Source organism: Daejeonella sp. (assembly GCF_030695525.1).
Classification (GTDB): domain Bacteria; phylum Bacteroidota; class Bacteroidia; order Sphingobacteriales; family Sphingobacteriaceae; genus Daejeonella.
In genome coordinates, this window is record NZ_JAUYSS010000069.1 from 1 (window position 1) to 24848 (window position 24848).

Here is a 24848-nt window from a genome sequence, read left to right on the forward strand (position 1 = left end):
CAGGCAAAGCGTAATCTACAGGTACCTGCATCCCAGCAATAGGATAAATCATCGGGAAGACTTACTGCAATAGCCGCCGGACTCGCTCCTTCTATAAAAACCCGGTACAGATAGGGTGATACTGGAGTATATGAATGCAAAGGTTTGATCTTTTTAACCTGATCATGATCCTTATGAGAACTGTTTGCTATGGGATTATCCTCAGTTCTGCGATTTGGAGGTATATTAGGATCATTTTTAAGATCCGGCATTTCCCCCCCGGCATTAACATACATTGCACCAAACATGATAAAGCCATGGCCCGGCAGTGTACATACATAAGGGTATACTCCTTCCTGTATTGGTGCGGTAAAACTCAAGGTCCTCAACTGATTTGGATTTACAAGGGGGATTGCCCATAAAACAGAAGAAGATGTAGGAATAAAATCCAATGAAGGACCCTTCTCCCCTAATTTTAGGGCCTCATTTACAACATCAAGCCTTGTTCCGGGTTTTGTGATGAGAAGGTTATGACTCATATCATCACTATTGCTGAAAATCAGATTTAGTTTTTCGCCCGGCTTCACATTAAACCTAACCAGATCGAATTGAAGGCCAACAAGTACATCTATTTTTATGGTTCTGACTGTACTGGTATCAGATTGCGCATACAACTGTACAAATGCCAAAAAGGCCAGTATTAAGGAAAATATCTTTTTACCAGGCCTTATCATTGCATAATTGTGTCATATTAAAGATCTAAAACATTGACTGATAATGAACAGAAGGTTCAAATATCCCTCCGCTCCTTTCATAAAAATCAGAATTCAGTTCAAATACCCCATTTTTAGGAATCATCCAGGATGCGTGTGCAGCAGGATGATAATTCACCATATTTTTCCAGTTAACATAGTTCATATCTCCGTTTGTCTCCATCATTCCCATATTGATAACAGGAAAAGGAGCGAGATGAGCTGCAAGATTTTTATTCCAGTCAATTAAGATAGGATTCACAGTTAGATCAGCACACATACAGGGAACATTTCTGTCAGCGGCAAGTTTGGCAATTTTTACCGATAGACTGAGTGTCTTAGCGATACCTTTCAATACCATGACCTTATACCCCTGATCAAGGCGTTTTATAGCAGATTGTTCATCATGTACACTTTCGTCTGCACCAATCCTGAGGTCAATATCTGCGACACTTTCATCATTATTTTCATTCAATGGCTCTTCAATTAACAGAATCTGATCAAAAGCGCCAATCTTTCGGGCATGATCCAGGTATCTTAAGAGTGTTTCTTTCTTCTCATACCGGGCATTTGCATCCATTGTGTAGATTAATTTACCGTCCGGAGTCTGCCCGGTTCGCATATTTTTAAGGGTTTCATGAATCAGACTTAGTCTGCTCATATCAGCCTTTAACATCTCTGATTGGGAACCTGGAGCACCTGTTTTAATCTTAAAAACAAAATATCCCTGTTTTACAGCATTTTTCAGATCCTCCATAGGCATACCGTAAGGAATCTGATACATGATCGCTATTTTTTCATTTCTGTGGGATAAAGCCTTTTTATACGGCTCCGGGATCATAGTCTCAAAACTGCTGAACTTATTCTCAGCAGCATAGGTTATCCAGGCAGCATTATCGACACCAACAAGGGCATTATAGACAAAATTGAGGTTCAGATCCTGCTTTCCTGTAATCTTTTTTCCATCCTGAACTACAAAAGGTAATATTTTATCAATTAACTCAATCGGAGTCTTGAATGGAGTTTTTTTAACATGCTCAAGAGATTTATTGACCAGATCGTACATCATTGCATTCCCTACAGTTTCTGAATGCCGGGAGAATAAATCAGCATCCCCATAAAGTACGCTTTGGGTCCCAATTCCGATTCCGGATACACCGGATTCAGATTGCATTCTGGATGCGACCTGCCATAATTCAGTTAGATATCCACCCTTAAACCCGAATGGACGAATCAGTTTTTCACGTTCAAAATCTGACTGAGTCCGGACAATTTTGATCAATTTTAAAGCGGCAGAATCAGAACCATGAAGATCTGGGAGGTTCATAGAACTTAAGGCAGCCAAAACGCCGGCACTTTTAACAAATCTTCTTCTGTCCATCTTGTAATTTATGAAAATTAATATACCTGGAATAGCTATTTAGACAAAAATTCTGAAAGAAGAAGTTCCTTAACAAACTGATCATCAATTAGATGAGGATAGGCTTTACACACCCGATCAATCTCTTCCATCTGACCATTTGACAATTCTTCCTGAGGATTCAGACACCAGCGTCCCTCCAATAAGCCCTGTCTGCGTAAAACCTCGTGGATACCTGGTATACAACCATGGAAATTATTCGCAGGATCAAAGATTGCGGCATTCATATCCGTGACTTCAATTCCTTTCGTCAGTAATTGCGCAATCCCCTTATTGCCATTTGCTTTACAGGCTTTTATTTCATCCAGCAATTTAACAGCCGCTCTTGTCCATACAGCCCAATGGCCAAGTAAGCCACCTACAAACTCCTTCTCAACCCTTTTTCCATCGATAGCGAAGCTGTATTTAGTCAAAAGATCAGGTATGATATTATCATCATTTCCGGTGTAAAGATCAATCTCATTACATCTGGAGGATGCACAGACCGCCCTGACTACATCAAGTGTCTGATAACGGTTAAATGCGGCGACTTTAATTGCCTCTATATTTTTGATTTCGGCAAATTCCTGCCAAAATTTGTAGGTAAATATACGGCCCCCAACAGAAGGCTGAAGATAAAATCCAATAAGAGGCATTACAGCAGCCACATCACGAACACGCTGGAGGATGGCCTCCTCTGTCCAGGATTGAAGTCCGCCCATACTGAGCAGCCCAAGATCAAAACCGTATTTCAATGCCGTTTCAGCCTCCTTTACCGCCTGATCAGTTGGCCCGCAAATTCCTGCAATTTTTATAAATGGTCTTCCCGGATTTGCTGCATCTATCTCTTCTGAAACAACTCTCAAAACGGTTTCAAACAGATTAATTTCAGGATCCCTGATCTCAAATTGGGTTGAATGCACTGCAACTGCAAGACCACCAGCACCTGTAGCTACATAATACCTTGCAAGTCCCCTTTGACGAGCTTCATCAAACTGTCTTGAAGAGTTTAATGCCAGTGGAATTGCAGGTAGAACTGTTCCGCTTTTCAGTAAATTTTTAAGTGCGGGATCTAATGTTTGGGTTGACATATATTAACTAAATTATATACAAAAATATATTTAAAACTGGCCTTTTCTTTCCTGAAAATGGGTAGGCTTATTAATCATCTTACCTCCACCCTGAAGCCATGCTACAGTCATTTCAATCATATCACGGACTGTTACTCTTGGATAGCCAAATAATTTGTGTGCTTTGGATGCGTTATTTAATAAAGCATTCGGCTGCGGATCATAAACAAAAAGAGGTTCTTTATCCATTAATAGTCCAAACTGCTCTGCAAGCCATTTTACTGAGAGCGTCTCCGGACCTGTAACATTCAGAATATTAGCCGGAACTTCACAATGCAACAAAGATCGGATAGCAATCTCATTAGCATCACCCTGCCAGATCACGTTCACACTACCGGTTGTCAGATCAATAGCCCTTCCTTCATTTACTGACTTTGCAATTTCCAATAAAACACCGTATCGAAGATCAATGGCATAATTCAAACGATAAATCAAGGTTGGAATCTGGTATCTTTCTGAGAAATACTGAAAAACACGCTCTCTTCCTAAGCATGACTGACCGTATTCTCCTACCGGTGCAGGGTAATGGTCTTCAGAAAGGCCTCCTGAACCAATTGGAGTAAAGGGATACACATTTCCTGTAGAAAAGGCAACAATGCGTGAATTTTTATATCGCTCAGCAACACGACCCGGCAGATAAGAGTTCATTGCCCAGGTAAAAGGTTCCTTTCCTGTAGTTCCAAACTTAGTACCGGCAAGATAGATAATATTAGGTGCATCAGGTAAAGCGGCAAGGTCTTTTTCATTCAGCAGATCTGCAGCTATCGTTTCAATGCCGTCTGCTTCAAGTTCTTCACGTGTACCGGCTTCTGAGAAACGCGAAATTCCAATAATTTTTTTGTTGATTCCAGCCTGAGTAATTGCTCTGCGAGCTAATTTTGCCATACTCGGCCCCATTTTCCCACCTACACCCAACAGAATTATATCCCCATCGATCTTTGCAATATCATTGATCAAAGCATCTGTTGGCTTTAATAATTCTTGTTCTAATACTTCTAAATCAGTCATTTTAAATCTTAATTAAAAAACAATTCATTAATCGATCAGCTTTTATAAAGATGATCCGGCAAATAGGGAAAAGCCTCCAGCCAATCCCGAAAAATACAAAACAATTTTTATAAGCTTTATTCTATCTCAATAAACCTTTACTATTCAATTAAACGATTTAATTCCATTTAATCATTTGGCTTTTGCCATTTCTGCCGCCTTTGTGGTTGTATAATATTTAGCAAGCATATTTGGCACTTCCCATGCAGGGAGTTCAGTTCCTTTCAAATAAGTCAGGTAATTTTTTACAACTTCAGCAAAGTGTTCCTCATGAGGCACTTTATACTTATCAGGTATAATTAACTCCCATTCCTTTCCGGCTTTCTTCACAGCAATACCAGGATACACAGTTTGTAACCTTCCAATTGCATCCATTAAATTCTTCTCAGAGTTTGCACCTGAATTTAGTAGCTCAAGGTAAACCACGGGCTTATAAGCTTGTTCTTTTCCCTGCCTGATTAATATATTGGCTTTGGTTCCACGCATTTTTGCAAAATGCATATCTCCTGATCCTGCAGGTGCCTCATAATTCCATTTTATCCCTACACGTGCATGAACTCCTTTAATGGTATAATTCATCTCCCCGTTCGACATTACATTTAATATACCGTTTTTAATATATTTCTGGAGATAATCCGGGAACTGCTCCTTCATAGTTGATCTTTGAAACTGCTCTAAATTAAGCTGAGTTGCCCATTCCTTTGCTGAAATCATATTGATATCCTTCTTATAATCAAGAACCACATCGGGGAAACATTCCCATTGGATCAGATCGACCATATGAGTAGTAATATCAACCAATCCACGACCCTCCTGTTCCACATCAAAGAACCATGCCGGCCTAACCAGGGGCTTACCAGAAACATTCTTGTAGAAATGGTGAACACTCTCCTGCATCACCGCAGGATTATCAGGTGTCCCTTTTTCCAAAGAGCCAAAAAATGCAGTATCCTGACTTAATGCTCGCTGAAGAACATAATAAATATTATACCGTTCTGTCATGATATCGTACAGAACAACATTTTTCTCCTTTGCCTTAGCAAATGCATTTTCCAGTGATTTGAATCCATCCTGGTCAATTGCGAGCGGTTTATCAGCAAGTACATTCATGCCTGAGTCGATAGCCCGGCTGATATAGTTTGTCTTCAATTTATTATTACCAGAAATAATAACCACATTTCCCGCCTTCTCACTGAACATTTTTTCAAGGTAATCAGGACCGCGGTAAATTTTATGTTTCCATGTTGTTGGATTCTCTTCCCTTGAATTATAGCTATCAACCAATTTCATGTGATTATCTAATTCTGATCCGTCTGGAGCATAGATGTGAACCACTGAATCGATTTCTTCATACATTGATTTTTGCAATAAGGCAGCATGAAAATGACCGGGGTCAAGTGTGATGATGCGAATTTTCTCCTCTTTCATATCATTTGCAACCTGTTTATTTCCACAACTGCTTCCTGCAAGCATAATGGCTGTTCCAAGGATCAGGAAAGTATTCCCGACGAATGAATAAAACTGTTTGTTCTTCATAAATGTTTGTTTTTATGTTCAATTATTATAATTCCCTTAGTTGAATATTCTTAAAGTAAGCCTTATTACCATGATCCTGCAGACCTATCTTACCTTCTGGCGATAGACCATAATCCGGATATTCTTTCCATTTCCCTTCAGTTCTAAGTTTGTGCCATGCCTTAGTCCATGCTTTAAATTTAACAATCCGGTTTCCATTGAGCCAATGTTCCACCCTTCCATTCTTAAAGATAATCCGGGAAGTATTCCATTCACCTATCGGTTTAAGCACCTTTTTTTCATTTGGAGAATACATTGCATAATCGGCACCTGCCTTTTGCGAGTCTTCAAGTTTTGCAGGGAAATTTTCATCATCAATTATCTGATATTCGGGTGAGGTTTCTATTGCTCTTTTGTATTTTGGATCTTCGACAATGTGATAAAAAACCCCGCTATTGCTTCCCTTATCTACTTTCCAATCCCATCTTAGCTCAAAATTCCTAAATGAGCGATCGCTGATTATATCTCCGGATCCGCTGGGGCCTTTTGCTCCAAGACATACCAGTGAACCGTCTTCTATCTTCCAGTTTGTAATTTCTTTGGTGTTATTAAAGTGGTGCCAACCATTAAGACTGTGCCCATCAAAAAGACTGATCCATCCTTTCCCGGGATCAGGATAATTTTCTCCTTTTGAGGTAAAGCTGATAAATATCAGAGCTACAAGCAACAGTATTCTTTTCATAAATTCTCCGTTTACGTACACGTAAATATAGGGGATTTCATCCTGAATATTAATCAGTATGAAACCTATACTAAATTATTTGTTTTTAATCAGTCCGATTTTCTCTGATAGTTTAATTACTTCATTCAATATCCTTGTCTCGATACCAACCTGCCATTTAGAAGGTAATCCATAAACAGTATGTGATTCTCCTTCATATGAACCTTCTTTTAGTACCAGGGATGAAGGAACATAAGCCATAACATCGTTGGAATAACCATAAACAAATGCTTCAGCACCCAGCATTTGCTTAATTTTTATCGAATATTCGATCAGAAGTTCACCTCCCAGGCTAACAATTGGCTGATCTCCGATAGACCAAACCTGAACCGGAAAAGGATAAGAAGTCATTAACTTCTCCCCTGCCCTGATCTTTCCACGCATACGTTCAGCCCATCTCTTTTGATAAGGTACAGTTGTAGAGCCAATGTATTTTGTGTATTCTGCCTCAGTTGGTGGTGTTGCCAGTGGAAGATCCAATTCTGAGTAAGCAGTACTCAAACCTGAAGGTAATTTTCTCATATCTTCTTCCAGTACCCGCTCAACTGCTGCAGCGAGTTCCTTTCCATATTGCTTAGCTAAAGGGACGGTATGTCTGGGTAAAGGATTCTGGTCGGCGCCGGCACTTTGAAAAAAGAGTGCAGTGGCTCCCGGATAGGTTTTTTCAAGCTCTATCTGGGTAAATCCAGGATAATCCCCCGACCAATTATAATCACTTAAAACTGTGGGATGACAGGCATATCCAAAAGCAATGGCTTTGATATCCCCTTTGGCATTCAAAACTTTGATCACCGGTACAGCAAAATCATTAGGACCCTGAAGTTCGGTAAGCTGGGTAAGTAAGTTTGCTGCATTATTGCGGCGATTGACCTGAAATCTGGTAACACCATTCTGAGCATATAGCGCGGCTGGTTCCAGATTCTTCAAAGCCTCTCCCACCATATTTACAATCTGATCCTCGAGAACTTTTGTGTATTGCTTAATGCGTTCAATCTGTTGATTATCAAGAACATAAATATCCATCAGAGCGTCCCCAATTACAGGCCCTGAATGGGTATGGGAACTGTTCAGTATAATCTGAGCACGATCTAATCCAAATTGCGATTTTACCCGGTCCCTGATCCGATCAGAAACATCTTTAGGAAAACCCAAAAGATCAGTACTGATCATTACAGCCTTATTTCCCTTAGAATCTTCCAGAGCCAGGGCTTTTGCCCATAAGGGATGTAAAGTACCTTCTGATGAATGGGTTCGGGAGGCAAAACCTGCCATAGGCATGGCCATCTTAGGGGTAATATCAGCCTTGCTAACACCGGCTTTCCATACCAGGGCTGCATTATTCTGTGCCTGAACAGGATTGATAAATGCCAGGAAAACGATTAACAAATTAATAATTGAAATTTTCATTCTGAAGGTTTTTATGAGGTGTAAAAATTAAGGAATACCCAAAACTTATCTAAATTTTAAATAGTTTTTGTGCATTCCCGTAGAGTATTTTTCGTTCGATTGATTTATTTGGAGCTAATTTACGGATAGCCGATATGATATTAACCCCAAGGCAGGATTTTCCGGCACCCAGTGAATCAGAACAATCACTGCCAAAAAGCAATTTATCCTGATGACGCTCTAAAAAGCCGCGGGCGTGATCTTCATCCCGGGTGAGAGATCCCAAACCGGAACCTGCAGAAAAATCACCATACAAATTTGGATACTCAGTCAGAAGACGATCAGTAAGTCCGCCCCTGCTGACAGTCCCCTTAGGATATAGAATATTCGGATCGCTGTGATTCTTATCGATATCTGCCCACCAGGTCTGCGCATGACCTATAAAGTTCACTTTTGGGTATTTCTTCAGCATGGTATGGAAGCGTTCAATACCCCTGTTATACATATTGTGCTGCCAGTGCATCAGAACCGGAACATTATAAGAAGTTGCCAGTTCATAAATACTTTGCATAGCAGGTGAATCACAATCAAGCCCGAATTTGAGCTCCCCAATAACAGGTGCACCCAGCTTCAGATATTTTTCAATTTCCTGCACTGCACCCGGCATATCAGGGACTTCATTTGCCCCGAAAATAAATTCATCAGAATGAGTTTTGGCAAATTGATAACATACTTCATTACCGGTAGCTTTCGCCTGCAATCCATTACTATAACCATAATAGGTTGAACCATAACTAAGCGGACGGCCTGCAGGCAATAAAATTGTTTTGGTTATACCCATTGCACGCTGATGTGGAATCAGCAGATCATTTGATCTGCCACTATAATCTGTATGCTGGTGTATATCAATAATTGGCTCTGCCGCATTTCTAAGATCCCGGCCTGCATTATGATCCAGAGTATTTGCAATTAGGGAAGGAACAAATCCCATTGTTAGAGCTGCACCAAGCCCTGCATATGAATTTTTGATTATAAATTCACGTCTTGAGTATTCTTTTTTGAGCATTCCGAAAGCTGATTATATTATTTGAATTCAGTAAATCTGGGTGAATGACCCAATATTTTATCAATAAAAGCATAGGCTTCCTTACGATTTTCGAGTGGAAAATCGTGTTCATCATCAGGATATCGTACCTGCAGATTACTGATTAAACTGAGATCGCGGTAAATTGGTTCTACCAAGGCAATTCCGGCCTGAACTCCTTTATAATCAAAATTAGCATCCCTGGTTGGGGAAACGGAAAAGAATGCCCTGGGTGCTATTGCTGAAATCATCAGATTGAAGTCGAAAGGAACCTTTTTATTGTCGAGATTATACTTTGTTCTTAATAATGGCATATAGCGGGTTTGAGCCCAGGGACCAAGCCTTCCACCATATTTCTTTTCAGCCTCGGCTCCAATATTATAATAGTCCAGTTGGGTCCATCCGCAACTACTGACAGCCACTTTAACACGCTCATCCATTGCTGCCAGAAATATGGAATTATGTCCACCTAGCGAATGACCAAGAACCCCAATATTTTCAATATCTACATCAGCTCTGCTTTGAAGCAAATCAATACAACGCATATGGTTAAAAATACCTTTCATGGTACCAGATTTATAACGATCAGTATCAAAATTATAATCTTCAATATCTCCGAAACTAGGGAAATCAGGAGCTATTACAATGTAGCCTCTCTGAGCAAGTTCCCTTGCATGTGCACGGTTTGCCTTATTTCCCTGACCGTCAACAGCCTTTCTACCCAGTGGGTCAGTCTCGTGTAAAACCAGCATTGCCGGTAATTTTTTTTGGATACCGGTCTGTGATGGAATATACAGATACAAAGGGAGTACTTCATTCTTTGCGACTGTAAAAAGTATATTATAACGGGTGAAACCAGCTTCGATAATACTGTCAACTACTTGAATATCAGAACGTTTTAAAGCTGCTCGTTTAGGCAATTTACCCATTACCTTTTGCATATTCTTCAGTACTTCCTTTCTGTACTTTTGATGATCCCTCAGAACAGTATTGTCCTGAGCTAAGCCCAATGCCGGAAGGAGCAAAAAGAGAATTACCAAAATTGGTAAACAGCTTGTGATGGTATGTCTTTTAGTTTTTATCATGGAATGGAAATAATTTTAATAAATATAAGATCAAAATAAGCAGAAACGAATTACTTAACAGGGGAATATAATGGTGTATGTCTTAATGTTCTATCTAAAAAGCTATAGACATCTTTGCGGTTTTCAACCGGAAAATCATGGCCTGCATCCGGATAACGCACCTGGAGCATCTCAACCGCTCCTAAATTCCTGTAAACCTTTTCAGCCAATTTAACACCCACCCTTACCCCAGTCACATCAAAGTTACTATCCTTAAGAGGTGAAACAGAGAAAAAAGCCCTTGGAGCAATAGCTGCAATGACATCATCAAAATTGAAGGGAATGCGTTTGGCCTCCAGTTTATATTTTGTTCGGATTAATGGCATATACCTTGTTTGTGCCCATGGCCCAAGTTTACCGCCATATTTCTTAGATCCTTCTTCACCGATATTATAATATTCGAACTGGGTCCAGCCACTACTGGAAACCGCTACCTTTAAACGGGTATCAAAGGCGGCAACAAACATCGCATTATGTCCGCCGAGGGAATGTCCGATTACACCAATATTGTCTGGATCTACATCCGTTCTGCTCTGAAGCAGATCAACACAGCGCATATGATTAAAAATGGCCTGCATCGTTGCTGATTCATATCTGTCGGTATCAAAATCATGATCCTTTAAATCACCAAAGCTCGGGTAATCAGGTGCAATAACTACATAGCCACGTTCTGCAAGCTCACGGGCATGTGCACGGTTCGGTAAGGGTCCCTGACCATCTACAACACCTTTTCCGAGTACACTTGTTCCATGTAAAACAAGCATTGCCGGAATTCTTTGGATACTGCCTCTTTGTTTGGGAACATACAGGTAAACAGGCAATCGTTCATTTTCTGCAATTGCAAAATCAAGGGTATACCGGGTAAATTTTTCCTCCTTCAAACTGTCTGTTACCTTAGTATCAAAAGCAGGTAAATTAGAACGATCAGGAAGTTTGCCCATGGCTTTTTCCATATTTCTAAGAATCTGCTGTCTCTTCTTTTCATGAGAAGAAGAACTAGTAGCCGGAAGGTCTTTTACTGTAATTATATCTTTAAACCCTTGCCATACCTGAGCAGGTAAAAGATTAAAAGTTAAAAATAGAACTAAAAGAAATTTTGAAATTAATGCCATATCCTTTTAATTGTAAATATTGGGACTGTGCTATAAAAATAAAAGGATTAACCCGCAATTGCGAATTAATCCTTCTATCTGAATTGAATCCAATTACGGAGTTATTGTAATCGAAATATCCTTTGTAACTACTTTTTGCTGATCTATATTACCGTTAGCCGCAACAAAGGTAGCTGTATAGGTACCAGGCTTTAAATAAGTATAACGATACTCAGTCAGAGCCGGATTAGTAAGGCCTTTAATCGCTGTTGACCAGTCAGGACCTAAATCTATTTTATCAATACTTATCGCTTTACTAACTGCCCAATGCTCACTTTCAGGATCATTATTCGGGCTTGCCGGATCGAAAGGAACAAATGGCTTAAAGACTGCAGTTGGTTGATAAGCTGGATCCTGAGGATCGTAAATTCCATTTTTAGGATCAAAAATTGGATTTGCCGGATTAAATTGAGGCAAGCCTGCATGCAAATAGGTATTGCCTTGCAGGGTTAACCGGGTAGCGGTAACCGAAGACAGAGCAGGAGCTTTGTCTTTCAGGTCGTCAACAATTCTGAATCCTGTACCAGCCTGATCGGCAATGGTTAGTGTTAGTGAATTATCCAGCAATTTTTTACTGTTCAAAGTAAATGTCTGAATGAACCACTGACGGGCTAAACCATTGGTGGCCTGCTTCCTGGTATTGTATCGGAAGGCAAAATAAATTGGCTTACCAGCTACAAGAAGATCCGATATATCAACTGTCTTAGAAGCGAGAAAGGCAGTACCTGTACCAAGATTAAACCTGTTGGTTATATCGACCCAGGTTGCAGCTTTTAATTTAGCGACACTACCATAATCACCATTAAAATTTGTGGAGGCAAGAAGTGAGACCTGATTGGTCTGCGTTCCCAACTGCACACTGCTGGTAAATTGAAGTGTTGCACCAGCTCCGGCAACATCAGCTACCCTTCCGGTTCTTGATGCATAATCTTTCAGCAACTCCCCTGAGTAAAAGGCGATTGATTGCGCTTCCCCACCTGTGATCATAAATTTAACAACCTCTCCTGCTTTATAGGTAGATTTTTCAGCCACCACATCAAATGCCGGCGCCTCAGCTTCAATTGCAGGTTTTTCGCAGGACGCCATTATAAGCGCCGCAGCGAGCATACTATATATTTTTCGTTTCATAATTTCTAATTTTGATTAATTATTCCCAACCCGGATTTTGAGTCATTTTTAAGTTTGAAGACATTTCGTTGATTGGAATTGGCATCAAAAGATCACGGGTACTAACATTTGAGTAATATTTTACAAAATATTGTCCCGGACTTTGTTGCTGTAATTTGTTACCCATATCCTGATGAACTTTCAGGAATGTTCCCCAACGAAGCAGATCGGCCTTTCTGGTATTTTCAAAGTTAAACTCTCTCATCCTTTCATCCTGAATTGCCTCAAGGAATGCAGCTTTTGAGGCTGGATTGATATTACCATCGGTTGCCCTGTTAATGGTAGCAGTTGCAGTTGCACCTGAGCCACCACCACCACTGATAGTAATGGTAGGAACAGTAGTATATTTTCCTTCGTTAAAAAAGGTGACTGCCATCGGATCACGGGCAAGGGTAATTTCAGTTACTCTACCTCCTGAAATAGTTGCGGTTGCAGTAGCACCACCATTTCCACTGAATGTAACGGTTGGAGCTGTGGTATAACCTGAACCGCCATTTGTTACTGTAATGGTTTTAATACCTGTAGACCAGGCTCTTCTTCTAACTTTATTGAATTGTTCAATTGCATCAGCAGTTGGACCTTTCATTTCATTCTCTGCTTCTGCATACATTAACAAAATATCAGAATATCTTAACAGAACCATATTTATTGGAGTAGTAGTCGGACTCTGAGGTTTTAAAGTCTCATATTCCCTTCTCCATTTTCCAGGTTTCATAAGGTTCATCGCATTTTCATTGACTGGCAATAAGCTCATGGTTTTGGCGCCTGCAGCTGTATAGGTAAAATGAGCAATGCTAAACCATTTACGGTTATCTCCTGGCTCAAATTTATTATAGAACTCAGATGTGATATTCATGTAAGCATCTGCTCTTCCGGTTGAAGATGCCGCTCCGGCAGCAGGACCATTGATCCAGCCAATATTACCGGTTTCAACATACTGGTCGGTACGGTTTCCATAAAACTCAACTTCCCAGATACTTTCCTTGATATCATATTGATCAGCGGCAAGTTTCATGAAGATGTCAGGATAACTTGGATTCAAGGAATGACCTGCTTCAGCATCGTCAATTACCATTTTAGCCCATTTGCTAGCTTCTGCATATCTGGTTTTATCCTTGACCGGATCACCAGCCATGTGCAAATTAACCCTTGCCAAAAGACCACGAACTGCCGATTTACTGATCGCTCCACCAAAACCTAACGTTTTAATGCCCGGAACAAGTTTTTCAGCATCTTCCATGTCTTTAATGATTTGTAAATAAACATCCTTAACGGGTGCTCTTTCCGAATCTACATCAACAACAGAAGTAGTAGGAACTACTTTCAATGGAACACCTCCAAAATACTGCACCAACGTAAAATAATAATAGCCTCTCAAAAACAAAGCCTCCCCTCTGATTGCGTCACGCTTCTCTTTGGCGATTGCAGGATTCTTATCTACATTTTTAATCAAAACATTCGCTTTATTAATGCCCGACCAAAGGTTATTCCATAAACCTGCATTATATTGATCTGCAGAGGAATAGAAATAATTCCATGGACCTGTAGTCAATGTAGCTCTGTTCATATAACCTTCATCAGCGGTCCATGCGAGCAAATAACTTGCATAAGTACCATGTAAACCACCGGCACCCAGGTGATCATAGACACCTGCACGTGCGAATTGTAACTGAGCTTCAGTCTGATAGTAATTATCCGGATTCAGAAAATCCGTTGGAGTTGTCTCCAGATATTTCTTACATGAGCCTAAACTCAGTAAGAATAATGTTGCGAGTATATAATATTTAATTTTCATTTTCTTTCAATTAATTTCGTTAAAATCCTGCTTTAATACCAAAGGCAATGGTCGGTGATCTTGGGTAGGATGAATAATCAAATCCCGGTGTTAAGGTATTATTACGGGTAGATACTTCAGGATCCATGCCTGAATAATTCGTCCATGTAATCAGGTTCTGAGCTGAAACATTTACACTCAAATTACTCATATACGCAGTCTTAATTAATTTTGCCGGTAAATTATAATTTAATGAAACCGTTTTCATACGAAGGAAAGAACCGTCTTCTACAACTCTTGAAGAGTGGAAACCAATTGGCCCTTGTCCGCGGGTACGATAGTTTGCATTGGTTTGATTTTCAGGCGACCAACGGTTTGAATAGCTTGCGAACTGATTGATATTTGCCCATCCATTACTGTTACCCTCCATAATCAGTCTGTTAGCATTATAGATATCATTACCATAAGACCATTGGAAGAACACATTCAGATTGAATGCCTTATAGGTGAAATTATTTGAAAAACCACCTGTATGGATTGGCTGACCTCTACCGATGAACGTTAAATCAGCATCATTCATAATCCCATCACCGTTCATATCCCTGTATTTGATATCACCCGGCTGAATAGTATTACGAACGGCTCCATTGGTAGCTATGGAAGGCTTCAGGATGTAAACACCCGGAGAAGGATTTTCAAAATCGTCATACTGATAATTCCCTTCCCAAATAAAACCGATCATCATACCTGCTGGCTTACCAACTTCAGCCACATATAAAGGCTTATTAAATTGAGATACATATTCAGAATTACTGTTCAATGAGCGCTGACCACGGGTAAGTTCCATAACTTTGTTTCTGTTGAAACTGATGTTGAAATTACTTTCCCAGATAAAGTCCTTAGACTGAACATTAACAGTGTTTAAGGTTAATTCAAGACCATCATTTCTCAATTTACCAATATTTTTTACTGCAGAGGTAAATCCTGTAGATGGAGGCAAAATTGCATTAAGCAACAGATCCTCAGTTGTTTTACGATATAAATCAACTTCAAAGGTAATCCTGTCCTTTAATATACCTAATTCATAACCCACATCAACAGTATTCACTTTTTCCCATTGAAGATCAGGGTTACCAACTGCAGAAATGAAATTTGCTGCGATTGGAGTTGAATTATTAAATGAATAACCATTTATGCTTTGCTGCAAACGTGCATAGGTAGCAAAATCTGCCACTCTATTATTACCATTGCTACCATAACTGGTTCTTAACTTGGATGTTGAAATTCCAGGTAAAACTTTTGTAAAAAAGCCTTCTTTATGCATATTCCAGGCTAAAGCCGCTCCAGGGAAATAACCCCAGTGATTGATGAATTTAGAAGAACCATCAGCTCTGAAAGTACCGGTTACAATGTATTTGGATTTATAGTTGTAATCTAAACGAGCGGCATAAGATGCCATGGTGTTAACACTTGAGTAGGAACCCTGATTATAAGCCAGACCTTCATCCAATCCATCCATTCCAAGATTCTCATTCGGCAATAACCTGCCACCATAAGACTTGCCATTTGAATTATTACTATTAATCGCAAATAAGCCAAGGCCTGTAATCGTATGATCCTGCTTAAATGTTTTCTTGTAATTCAGGGTTGTTTCGTTTGAAAAACTATTTGAGAAAATGTTATTGATGGAACCATTAACTCCATTCACATTATTCGGACTTGGTCCGCCCTGAGCTGTTTTTGAATTGTAAAAACGCTCCAGCGTCAATTTATTATGACGGATACCTGCTGTTGTTTTTAAGATCAGGTCTTTATTTATGTCATAACTAATATACCCGTTTCCTTCAACCAGATTAGTGAGATTATAAGAATGCTGATTCTGAAGATCGATAAACGGGTTAACCCTGAAATCGGAAGCATTCATCGCTTCATCATCAACTGCGTCAGCCAGAAGGTCATCGTTTGGATTAGGTGTAATTGGACGGTATAACCAAGTTCTTGCCAAAGCAAAAGCTGTTGGGTTGCCTGAGGTCACCGCTCCCTGATTAATAATCTGACCGTTTTGTTTGATTCCGCTATAATTAGCAGTTACCCCTGCCTTAATTTTATTACTGATTGTTTGGTCAACAGTTACCCGACCTGAATAACGATTAAACCCGGTATTGATGATAGAACCAGCCTGATCAAATAAAGACCCGGAGATGGAGTATTTAGTTTGTTCATTACCACCTCTTAATGCAAGGTTGTAGTTCTGAACTGTTCCCTGTCTCAAAACATAATCCTGGAAATTAATTCCCTCAACCCCTCTGTAATCTTCAAGAGTTTTTCCATTGGCAAAAAATGCCCTTGTAGTTGCAGCATTGGGGTTTAATTCCGTCTGATATTTGATAAACTCATATGGACTCATCAATTCCATTGGTTTGGGAACTGCTTGAAGTCCATAGGAGCTGGAAAAACTAACAGTTGATTTTCCAACTTTTCCACGTTTTGTCTGGATCAAAATTACTCCGTTGGCAGCTCTTGATCCATAGATCGCTGTTGAAGAAGCATCCTTTAATATGGTCATTGATTCGATCTCTTCAGGATTGATCGATGCAGGATCCGGATCTTCAACCGGGAATCCATCAATAACGTACAATGGAGAGGTACTTTGTGTCAAAGAGCCGGCTCCTCTGATAACGATATTGATACCACCCCCTGGCTGACCATCAGCTGCATTTACCTTTACACCGGCAACACGACCAGCCAAAGCCTCAGCGAATGTTCCTACCGGAGCTTTCATCATATCATCCATTGGAACAACTCCAACAGATCCGGTAAGATCGGGCTTGGCAACTGTGCCATAACCAATTACCACAACTTCACTTAAAGAAGAACTTGAAACAAGTAAAGTAACGTCAATTGTGGTGCGGTTTCCAACCACAAGTTCCTGGGTTTGCATCCCAAGAAATGCAAACACAAGTGTTTCATTACTTGCAGCCTGAATACTGTACTTTCCATTTGCCAGGGTTGTAGTACCTCTGGTAGATCCCTTAACCCGTACGGTCACCCCGGGCAATGGCTGTCCATCCTCGAGAACTGTACCCGTAACATTCTTTAATTGCTGGGAAAAAGCCTGCTCAGAAAAACTGAGGAAAAGGATCAGCAGCATTACTACCCCTACTCCGGAGGGATAATACCTTTGTTTTTTAAACTTCATCATGTAAATTTTTAGCATAGTTTATAGTTAATAGTAAATAAATAGGCAAAGTAACTTAACGGGTGCGTACCCGTTTTTAATAAACAAAAAATTGCAGTTATTCGTCATTGTTAAGAAAAATAGTAATAGAATTGGTTTTAGTTTGTGTTAAAAAATGCTTAAATATGAATTTGACAAATTTTAATAATTGGCGGTTTTATATCCAAATAATTGGTGAAATTATCAATTCATACTGATTATACTAATACATTTTTCTAATGCTGCAACAATAGAGAAATAAAAACCGGTTACGTACACTAATATATTAATATTAATAAAATAATTAAATAATACTTATACTTTTTTTGACTGTTGGTAAACCTACAATAAATAAAACTAATTAAATGGATTAGCAACCTTTATCAGATCCGTACGTGTAGATCCATTTTCTGTAATCCTGGCCAGTGCATAAACTTCGCCATCCTTTCCAACAGCAATCGAATTTACATATAAGGGACGGTCTCCGTTCGGGTAAAATACAGGACCATGATCCTGATACTTACCTTCAGGTATATTATAAGTAATTAAGTGAAGATTTTCAAGAGCTTTTGCAGCACCTTTAGCAATTTCAGACTGACCGGTGACTCGTTTCCCATTGCTGTAAACCGGTCCGCCAGTAAGGTAATAAATGGTTTTACCATCAGGGCCAAGTTGAAAACCCAGATAGCCATAACTAAACTGATCGAACATACCACTTTTTGCCGAGGGCTCTGAAGTAATACGTCTTACCAATTCAATTTTGGATTTTTTAGGATCAAAACGGAATAAATATCCGGAATTTCCATGAACTCCATAAGCGACACCCTCGGGTTTATACCAGAAGATTTTTCTCCAGTTATAACCCATACTTCCTGGTCTTGTTGGATCGTATTTGCCAAAGTAATCGAGCCGGAGATTAACATTTTCAAGTTTAATGATTTGCCCGACTTCAGGATTATAGCTAAAAATATCACCTTCTGAAGTCGAAAAATATACAGTCCCATCAGAAGGATCTACCACAAGTGAACGGCATAATGAGCGAAAATCTTCACCAGCTACACCGCCTTCACCATTTCCGGATATTTGACCCAGATCTTTTAGTCTATTATTATCAATATCATAATGTATAAAATTACCTTTCGGCCAGGAAATACCAAAGATTTGGCCACGTTCCCGATCCATTGTCATGGATACCATACCTTCTCCATTGGGAACAAGGGCAAGATTTTCGAATACTCTGCTTTGCAGGTCATATGATAAAATCTGACCACCCGGATAGAGCTTGTAACCGGCGGGAGGGTTAACCGGCAGACGGTCCATTCCATCGATTAACTCATAATACCCCACATGGGTTGAAAAGTAAAGTTTACCGTTCATTTCAAAGAACCGGGCATGGCTTTTCCCCTGAGGGATAAACATTTGATCCTTTTCACCGCATATTTCAGTCAAATCTCCAAGCAATTCAGTTTTATCAGTCTCCGGATCATACAGGTACAGTTTACCTCCTACATGGATTTGGTCTGATGATAAAACATAATAGATTTTACCATCACTGGCAGCTGTCAAAGCATTGTATGTATCGTGTGCCTCTTGAAACCCCGAATTATAAGTCTTAGCAGTCAGATATTTTTCCTCAGCAATTTCATCTATAAAAGCAGTAGTATTTAATTGGTTCAACTCAACAATTCCGTCTAATTTGTTCATGCAATATTATTTCGTATCAAAAAATTCCAATAATTCAATTGGTTTGTTTGTATTTAGTTTTATTATTTTTCTAATGATTTTTTTACTGATTCTGCACTTGCCTGTATCTTGTTGATGGCATAGGCAATCGAATCCATATCTTCCCTGCTACCAAGAAGCAAGTTCTGAGTGAACCACACCATTTCGGTACATAAAAGGTCATTCTCAGGGCACTGATTTTGTTCCATATATTTATCATAATCAAGCATATCTTTATGATACATTCTCTTATAATTTTTTGAAGCAAAAGCATCTTTAAGAAATTCCTGTTTATTCAAAGGAGTATAACCGCCAGAACAAGGCACACCTTCTGCGCGTAAAGCCTGTAAAAATGCATTTCTGGATAAGCCTTTAAAGTCCTCTTTCTTATATCTGAATGAAAACAAATGGAATGAAACGCGGGTTGCACAATCATGTAGCTTATAAGGAACTATCCCTAGAATATTCTGAATCTTTGATTTTAAATACTTCGCATTCTCTTCACGAACAGTGGTTTGTGCATCAAGTCTTTGTAACTGAGCTAAACCTATGGCTGCCTGATATTCTGTAATACGTACTTTTGTTCCAATCCTGATGCTTCCGGCATTAAATGTCCCAACTGCGGTTCCAAAAGGCAATCCGAGATTCTGGAAAGAAACACAGCGATCCATAAAGGAGATATCATTACTTAGAATCGCACCGCCTTCACCAATCGGAATATTTTTTGAGTTTTGAAAACTGAAACATCCTGCATTCCCAATTGTACCAACCTTTTGATTATTAACTTCAGTAAGTGGTGCCTGGCAGGCATCTTCAACTACATATAGATTATGTTTTCTGGCAATTTCCATTATTCTTGGCATATCTGCCGGCATGCCTAAAATATGAACGGGCAAAATTGCTTTTGTACGAGGCGTAATCTTTGCTTCTATTTTAGCAGGATCAATCTGGTATGTTTCCGGATCTATATCAACAAACACCGGCATAGCTCCGTTCATCAATATGGCCTGAACCGTAGATATAAAAGTATAGGGTGGAACAAGAACTTCATCACCCCCCTTAATATCCAGTTGATTCAATGCAACAATCAAAGCATTGGTTCCATTGTTTACAACTAAACAACGTTTAGCACCGTTGGCATTTGCCCAGGCTGCTTCAAATTCGTTGACTACCCCGGCACGCGACCAAACCCCACTTCTAAGAACTTCAAGAACACGCTTTTCATCAGTTTCAGGTATCCATATTGGCCATTTGATCCATTTGGCTTTATCCCATGCCGATGGACCACCCAGAATTGCGGGTCTTGCTGAACTATTCAAATCCCCGGCTAACAATGAAGGAGTTAATCCCATTGTTAAAACAGTTCCCACGCCTGCCATGGAGCTCTGTTTTAGAAATTTGCGTCTCGATGAATCGGTGTTTTTATTTTTCATGGTTATTTTTTTGTAGATTAATTTATGGTTTTCTTATATAAAGAAAGAAAGATAAATTAACGTTTACGTACCCGAATATATAAAATATTTTTTTCTAAAACAATATTATTGATTGATAATCTATATGTAATATTTTGTTTTAAAGAATAAAATTACCTGATTACAACTCCAATCATGTCAATAGAAATTCCAGCATGTGGAAAACCAACATCTTTTACCATAGCCTTGGAGGCTGCCGGCGGACGAAGCGGATCATAGTATTTAGGACGAATTTCATTTAATTTTGCACTGTGTACATCGTTGCTAACATAATATGTGGCCTTCACAAGATGCCTGAAGTCACTTCCCGTGTTTTTCAGAATTGTACCCATTGATGTGAAAATGGAGGTCAGATCAGAATCTGCATTCCCCGTAATTTGTCCGTATAATCCTGATATAAATATCTTTTGCCCATAATTAATCCGGGTAACCTTACAGTAAACAGGTGAAGCTGTCATTCCCGGAGGTGTAATAAAATCCAATTGCTGATTGGACTTAGTTGCTGCATTTACTGATGAAGCAATTAATTCTATTTCAATAACAGGGTCTGTACTTGTCCACTCCACATTTACAAGTGGTGGAATTGTAGCGCCTTTAAAGAATTTGGCAAACTCCTGCTCTACAATCTTCAGATCAGACATCGGCCTGATAAAAGATTTAATCTGAACAATATCTTTTTTATCCAATCCAATGGATAGCAGAGTGGCCTGAAGTTGCTCTAATGTCCCCCGTGTTGCTTCAGCAAGTTCGCCCTTTATAGCCTGGCCTGAAACATAAACCACCGGACCTGCAGGCAAAATTGCAGCCCTGGCAGTGCCCTGATCAGATGACAAATCCTCAGGCATGTAATAATTAACACTTTCAGGCCTCATTTTACCTGCAACTGCAACGGCATCCATAGAAACCAATATATCAGGATGGGACAGATCACCCGCAACAAAACTCAAAGCAGGCTTTTTGCCTGTTTTAAAGCGCTTATTGATATGTGCCTGAACTACAGTTATCTGGTTTGAATTCCTGAGATAGACATTAAGTTTAACCACCATTTTCAGGTTTGAATCTGCCTTTTTTAAAGCTGAAGAAATATTAGAAAAAATCTGGCTGATCTGAGCATTGATATCACCGGATCCAACAATATTACCGGATTTATCCAAAGGGAGAAATTGGGTGGTATGAACAAGAGGTACATCATCAACAATTACTGCATCAGATGATCCTAAAAGGCTTGAAGTTCCTGAATACTGAATGTGTTGACCTTTTTGGGCAAAAACATATGTACCAAGAAATAAGAAATAAATACAGATCAGAGTTCTCATAAATAGTTGTCTGTTGTTAATTGTTAGATGTCTGTTATCTATTGTCAGTGATATCCTGCTAAACGTGAAAAGAACTGGGAATAGTCATTATTCTTTGTTTATTGTTCTATAACATTAAGCTTTCAATATACCTAATTCTCCTAATTTCTCAATACTCAACACCCCCTAATTATTAATCGGTGCCCAATAAGCACAATAACCTTCGGCGCGAACCGGTCCTTTAAACAACATACATCCACCACAAGGTTTGTCCTTAGCCGGTGGAAGATAAAGTGCACAATTGCTGCAATGATTATCCGGAATGGGTGTATCATTCACGTATGCAAGTTTTTTACGTTTTGCAACTTCTTCGGTACTTACTCCAGTAAGATCGTCACAAGGGTTTTTTTTAACAGGCTGAGGAGTTTTGGGTTGTTGCTGTGAATCTCCTTCTTTAGCCATGCTCATTACTGAACTGCCGGCAATCAACATACCTGTTCCTAATGTAACTGAACCGGCAAGTATATACTTACTAATGAACCTTCTTCTTGAAAATTTTTGCTTTTCCATCCTTTTTATTTTAACCGGTTAAATATTCTGTAAGAAAATTTTTAATTTTTTCTTAGTAATTGGAATCCTTCCTTAACATCTTCAATTGAACTGGCATTTAATTGCCCTGAAAGCTCTTTTGTATTCTCGTTTTTATTTAATCCTGCTTTTAGTCCTTTTAAAGCTGCAATTTGCAGGTTTGGTGCTGAAAGTGCAGCAGTAGAAAGAGTATTTAAATATGCTGAAAACTGTTCCTTGTTATACCTGGCTCCTATAATATTTGACAAATCCTGAAGAAAACTAAGTTTCCAGGTTTCTTCATTGCTAAAGAATTCCTTATCCTGAACAAGGGAATTTAGAATTTCAACTGAAGATCCGGCCTCTGAGCTAATTACTGCACTCCTGAACCAATCATTCTGGCCGTATTTCTTAATAACCTCTGCCAAAGCTGCATGCACCTTTTTACCTTTAAATTCCCCCAGACTAAGTGCCGCCTGCAAAGCAACGCGCTTTGATGGATCATTAATCATTGAAATTAACTGCTTACTACTTTTCGGATATCGTTCTGCAAGTATGATGCCATTTTCCCGAACTCCGGGTTCAGAATCAAGCAATGACTGTTTCACAATCTTTTGCGTAAGTGCATTCAAACCTTCAAGTACATAAAGGGCATGTAGCCTTGTTCTTGGATCAGGACTATTCGAAAATAATGAAATCACAGCAGGAACAACAGTTTTATCCTGACGTTCCAGCAGCAAACGTTGTGCATTACTTCGATGCCAGCCGTTTTTGTGCGACAGATAGTCCACTAATTGAAGACCAGATGCATTCTTCAGGTCTACTTTTGCACCCTGATAGGTGCCATTTTCTGGTAATAGCCGGTAAATCCTGCCCATATCACTACCGGCCATAAAATCCATTTCGGCTTTAAGATCATCAGGTATTGATACGGGGGTTTCGATATGTTGTCTGTAATAATCAAGAATATATAAATACCCGTCGGGGCCAACTGAGAAGGTAACCGGACGGAACCAGGTATCAGTAGAATAGATAAACTCTCTGTCCTTTTCAGTTTCAGCACGTTTTGCGACGAATACAGGACTTGTTTCACTTGGACTTAAAATATCTCTGTGGACAAGGCTTCCCGATACATCAGTTGTAAATATATTGCCATAAAATTCCTGTGGCAGTGCATCACCATTGTAAATAGTACCTCCGGATGCACCTGTAAAGTGATCTTCTGCCCATTCTATTCTGTTCAAGTTTGCCTCTTTAAACATCCTGTTTCTACGGGCACTTCTTTCAGCTCTCCAATAGGCCGGCGGAATCTCCTGAAACATGATCTCTTCATGGTCTGTAATAGATACATTGAACTTACTGCTTGGCATAAATGGATGTCTGTGGGTATATCTCCATGGAATGACAGCTTGTTGTAAGTGAATGGAATTTTCAGTAAAGAATCGATGTCCCCAGTCGTTAATTGTTTGTCCAAACTGTCCCGGGCCGGTCTCCAGCTCAAAAACATCCCGGTCTAATCTGAAACGGAAATCAGCTCCCCTAACTTCAACTGGTGCCGCATCAGGGGTTTTACTATAAGTTACTTTACCACTCTGACCACGGTTGTTTGCGTAGATCCAATTATCGATCCCTAATTTCAAACTGGTAACCTGAGCCTCCGAATTATTCTGAAAGAACCCGGAAAACAAAATTTCCCTGATATCAGATTTCCCATCCCCATTGGTATCTTTAAGGTAGAGAATATTAGGAGCAGCGGTTACTATTAGTCCGCCTTTCCATGGGAGCATACTGGTAGCTTCTGTTACATTCTCGGCAAATATGATAGACTGATCGATTTTACCATCACCGTCAGTATCTTTCAATATCCTGATACGGCCATGGCCTTTTCCAGGCTCAACCTCATAGGGATAATCGGGCATTTCAATAACATAGGTATTTCCCTGCTCGTCAAATTCGAGTGCTACAGGGTCAAAAACGTGTGGCTCTGAGGCAAACAAGGAAACTTTATAGCCTTTAGCTACATTTAATGTCTTCATTGACTCCTCCGGACTTAGAGGTCCGGGATAGCGCTGAGCTATACTGTTTACTGCTAATAAAATAAATGTTAATGATAATATGGCTGATTTGCCATTGAAATTAGTCTTCATTCCCTGCTTGATTATGTATGATCTGGTAATTTTTTTTTAACCTCTTTCCACATCGACAGAAAAAGGCCTCGGTTAATATTAATTATCTATGCTATTATCCAGCGTTCTCCTCTGAATAATATTTTTTCTCTACAAGAGT

At 39.5% G+C, this 24848-nt stretch carries 18 protein-coding genes; all 18 read right to left on the reverse strand.

What is annotated here, in order from left to right; translation table 11 throughout:
* Window positions 1–668, reverse strand: a 668-nt coding sequence (locus tag Q8S11_RS16225) for a plastocyanin/azurin family copper-binding protein (RefSeq protein ID WP_305663175.1), incomplete at its 3' end; no start/stop codon positions are given.
* Window positions 669–738: 70 nt separating this feature from the next.
* The gene (locus Q8S11_RS16230; protein WP_305663176.1) at window positions 739–2112 is read right to left on the reverse strand and encodes an enolase C-terminal domain-like protein; all 1374 of its coding nucleotides are present in this window, start codon (window positions 2110–2112) and stop codon (window positions 739–741) included.
* A 35-nt stretch (window positions 2113–2147) separates the two neighbouring features.
* Window positions 2148–3221: a dihydrodipicolinate synthase family protein gene (locus Q8S11_RS16235; RefSeq protein ID WP_305663177.1), complete on the reverse strand. Its 1074-nt coding sequence runs from the start codon at window positions 3219–3221 to the stop codon at window positions 2148–2150.
* 30 nt (window positions 3222–3251) lie between these two features.
* A complete protein-coding gene (locus Q8S11_RS16240) occupies window positions 3252–4268 on the reverse strand; it encodes an NAD(P)-dependent oxidoreductase (RefSeq protein ID WP_305663178.1) in 1017 nt (338 codons plus the stop codon).
* A gap of 171 nt (window positions 4269–4439) precedes the next feature.
* Window positions 4440–5843: a putative oxidoreductase C-terminal domain-containing protein gene (locus tag Q8S11_RS16245; protein WP_305663179.1), complete on the reverse strand. Its 1404-nt coding sequence runs from the start codon at window positions 5841–5843 to the stop codon at window positions 4440–4442.
* 25 nt (window positions 5844–5868) lie between these two features.
* A complete protein-coding gene (locus Q8S11_RS16250) occupies window positions 5869–6564 on the reverse strand; it encodes a DUF1080 domain-containing protein (RefSeq protein WP_305663180.1) in 696 nt (231 codons plus the stop codon).
* A 75-nt stretch (window positions 6565–6639) separates the two neighbouring features.
* On the reverse strand, window positions 6640–8010 hold the full coding sequence (locus Q8S11_RS16255) for a neutral/alkaline non-lysosomal ceramidase N-terminal domain-containing protein (protein ID WP_305663181.1): 1371 nt from the start codon (window positions 8008–8010) through the stop codon (window positions 6640–6642).
* Between the two features lie 49 nt (window positions 8011–8059).
* Window positions 8060–9055 carry an amidohydrolase family protein gene (locus Q8S11_RS16260; protein WP_305663182.1) on the reverse strand — a complete coding sequence of 332 codons (996 nt, stop codon included), beginning with the start codon at window positions 9053–9055 and terminating at the stop codon, window positions 8060–8062.
* 17 nt (window positions 9056–9072) lie between these two features.
* On the reverse strand, window positions 9073–10158 hold the full coding sequence (locus tag Q8S11_RS16265; RefSeq protein WP_305663183.1) for an alpha/beta hydrolase: 1086 nt from the start codon (window positions 10156–10158) through the stop codon (window positions 9073–9075).
* Window positions 10159–10208: 50 nt separating this feature from the next.
* Complete coding sequence (locus Q8S11_RS16270; protein ID WP_305663184.1) at window positions 10209–11309, reverse strand: S9 family peptidase; 1101 nt, start codon at window positions 11307–11309, stop codon at window positions 10209–10211.
* Window positions 11310–11402: 93 nt separating this feature from the next.
* Entirely contained in the window at window positions 11403–12476 is a 1074-nt protein-coding gene (locus Q8S11_RS16275; RefSeq protein ID WP_305663185.1) for a DUF5017 domain-containing protein, read from the reverse strand.
* A gap of 19 nt (window positions 12477–12495) precedes the next feature.
* Window positions 12496–14310 (reverse strand): RagB/SusD family nutrient uptake outer membrane protein, encoded by a 1815-nt coding sequence (locus Q8S11_RS16280; RefSeq protein ID WP_305663186.1) that lies wholly within the window; start codon window positions 14308–14310, stop codon window positions 12496–12498.
* A 19-nt stretch (window positions 14311–14329) separates the two neighbouring features.
* Window positions 14330–17491: a TonB-dependent receptor gene (locus tag Q8S11_RS16285; protein WP_305663187.1), complete on the reverse strand. Its 3162-nt coding sequence runs from the start codon at window positions 17489–17491 to the stop codon at window positions 14330–14332.
* 372 nt (window positions 17492–17863) lie between these two features.
* Window positions 17864–19210, reverse strand: coding sequence for a hypothetical protein (locus tag Q8S11_RS16290; protein ID WP_305663188.1), 1347 nt, complete (start codon window positions 19208–19210; stop codon window positions 17864–17866).
* A 62-nt stretch (window positions 19211–19272) separates the two neighbouring features.
* Window positions 19273–20661 carry a DegT/DnrJ/EryC1/StrS aminotransferase family protein gene (locus Q8S11_RS16295; RefSeq protein ID WP_305663189.1) on the reverse strand — a complete coding sequence of 463 codons (1389 nt, stop codon included), beginning with the start codon at window positions 20659–20661 and terminating at the stop codon, window positions 19273–19275.
* A 152-nt stretch (window positions 20662–20813) separates the two neighbouring features.
* Window positions 20814–22016, reverse strand: a complete 1203-nt coding sequence (locus Q8S11_RS16300) for a Rid family hydrolase (protein WP_305663190.1) — start codon at window positions 22014–22016, stop codon at window positions 20814–20816.
* Between the two features lie 165 nt (window positions 22017–22181).
* Window positions 22182–22565: a high-potential iron-sulfur protein gene (locus Q8S11_RS16305; protein ID WP_305663191.1), complete on the reverse strand. Its 384-nt coding sequence runs from the start codon at window positions 22563–22565 to the stop codon at window positions 22182–22184.
* A gap of 41 nt (window positions 22566–22606) precedes the next feature.
* Window positions 22607–24709 carry a PVC-type heme-binding CxxCH protein gene (locus tag Q8S11_RS16310; RefSeq protein WP_305663192.1) on the reverse strand — a complete coding sequence of 701 codons (2103 nt, stop codon included), beginning with the start codon at window positions 24707–24709 and terminating at the stop codon, window positions 22607–22609.
* Between the last annotated feature and the right edge of the window lie 139 nt (window positions 24710–24848).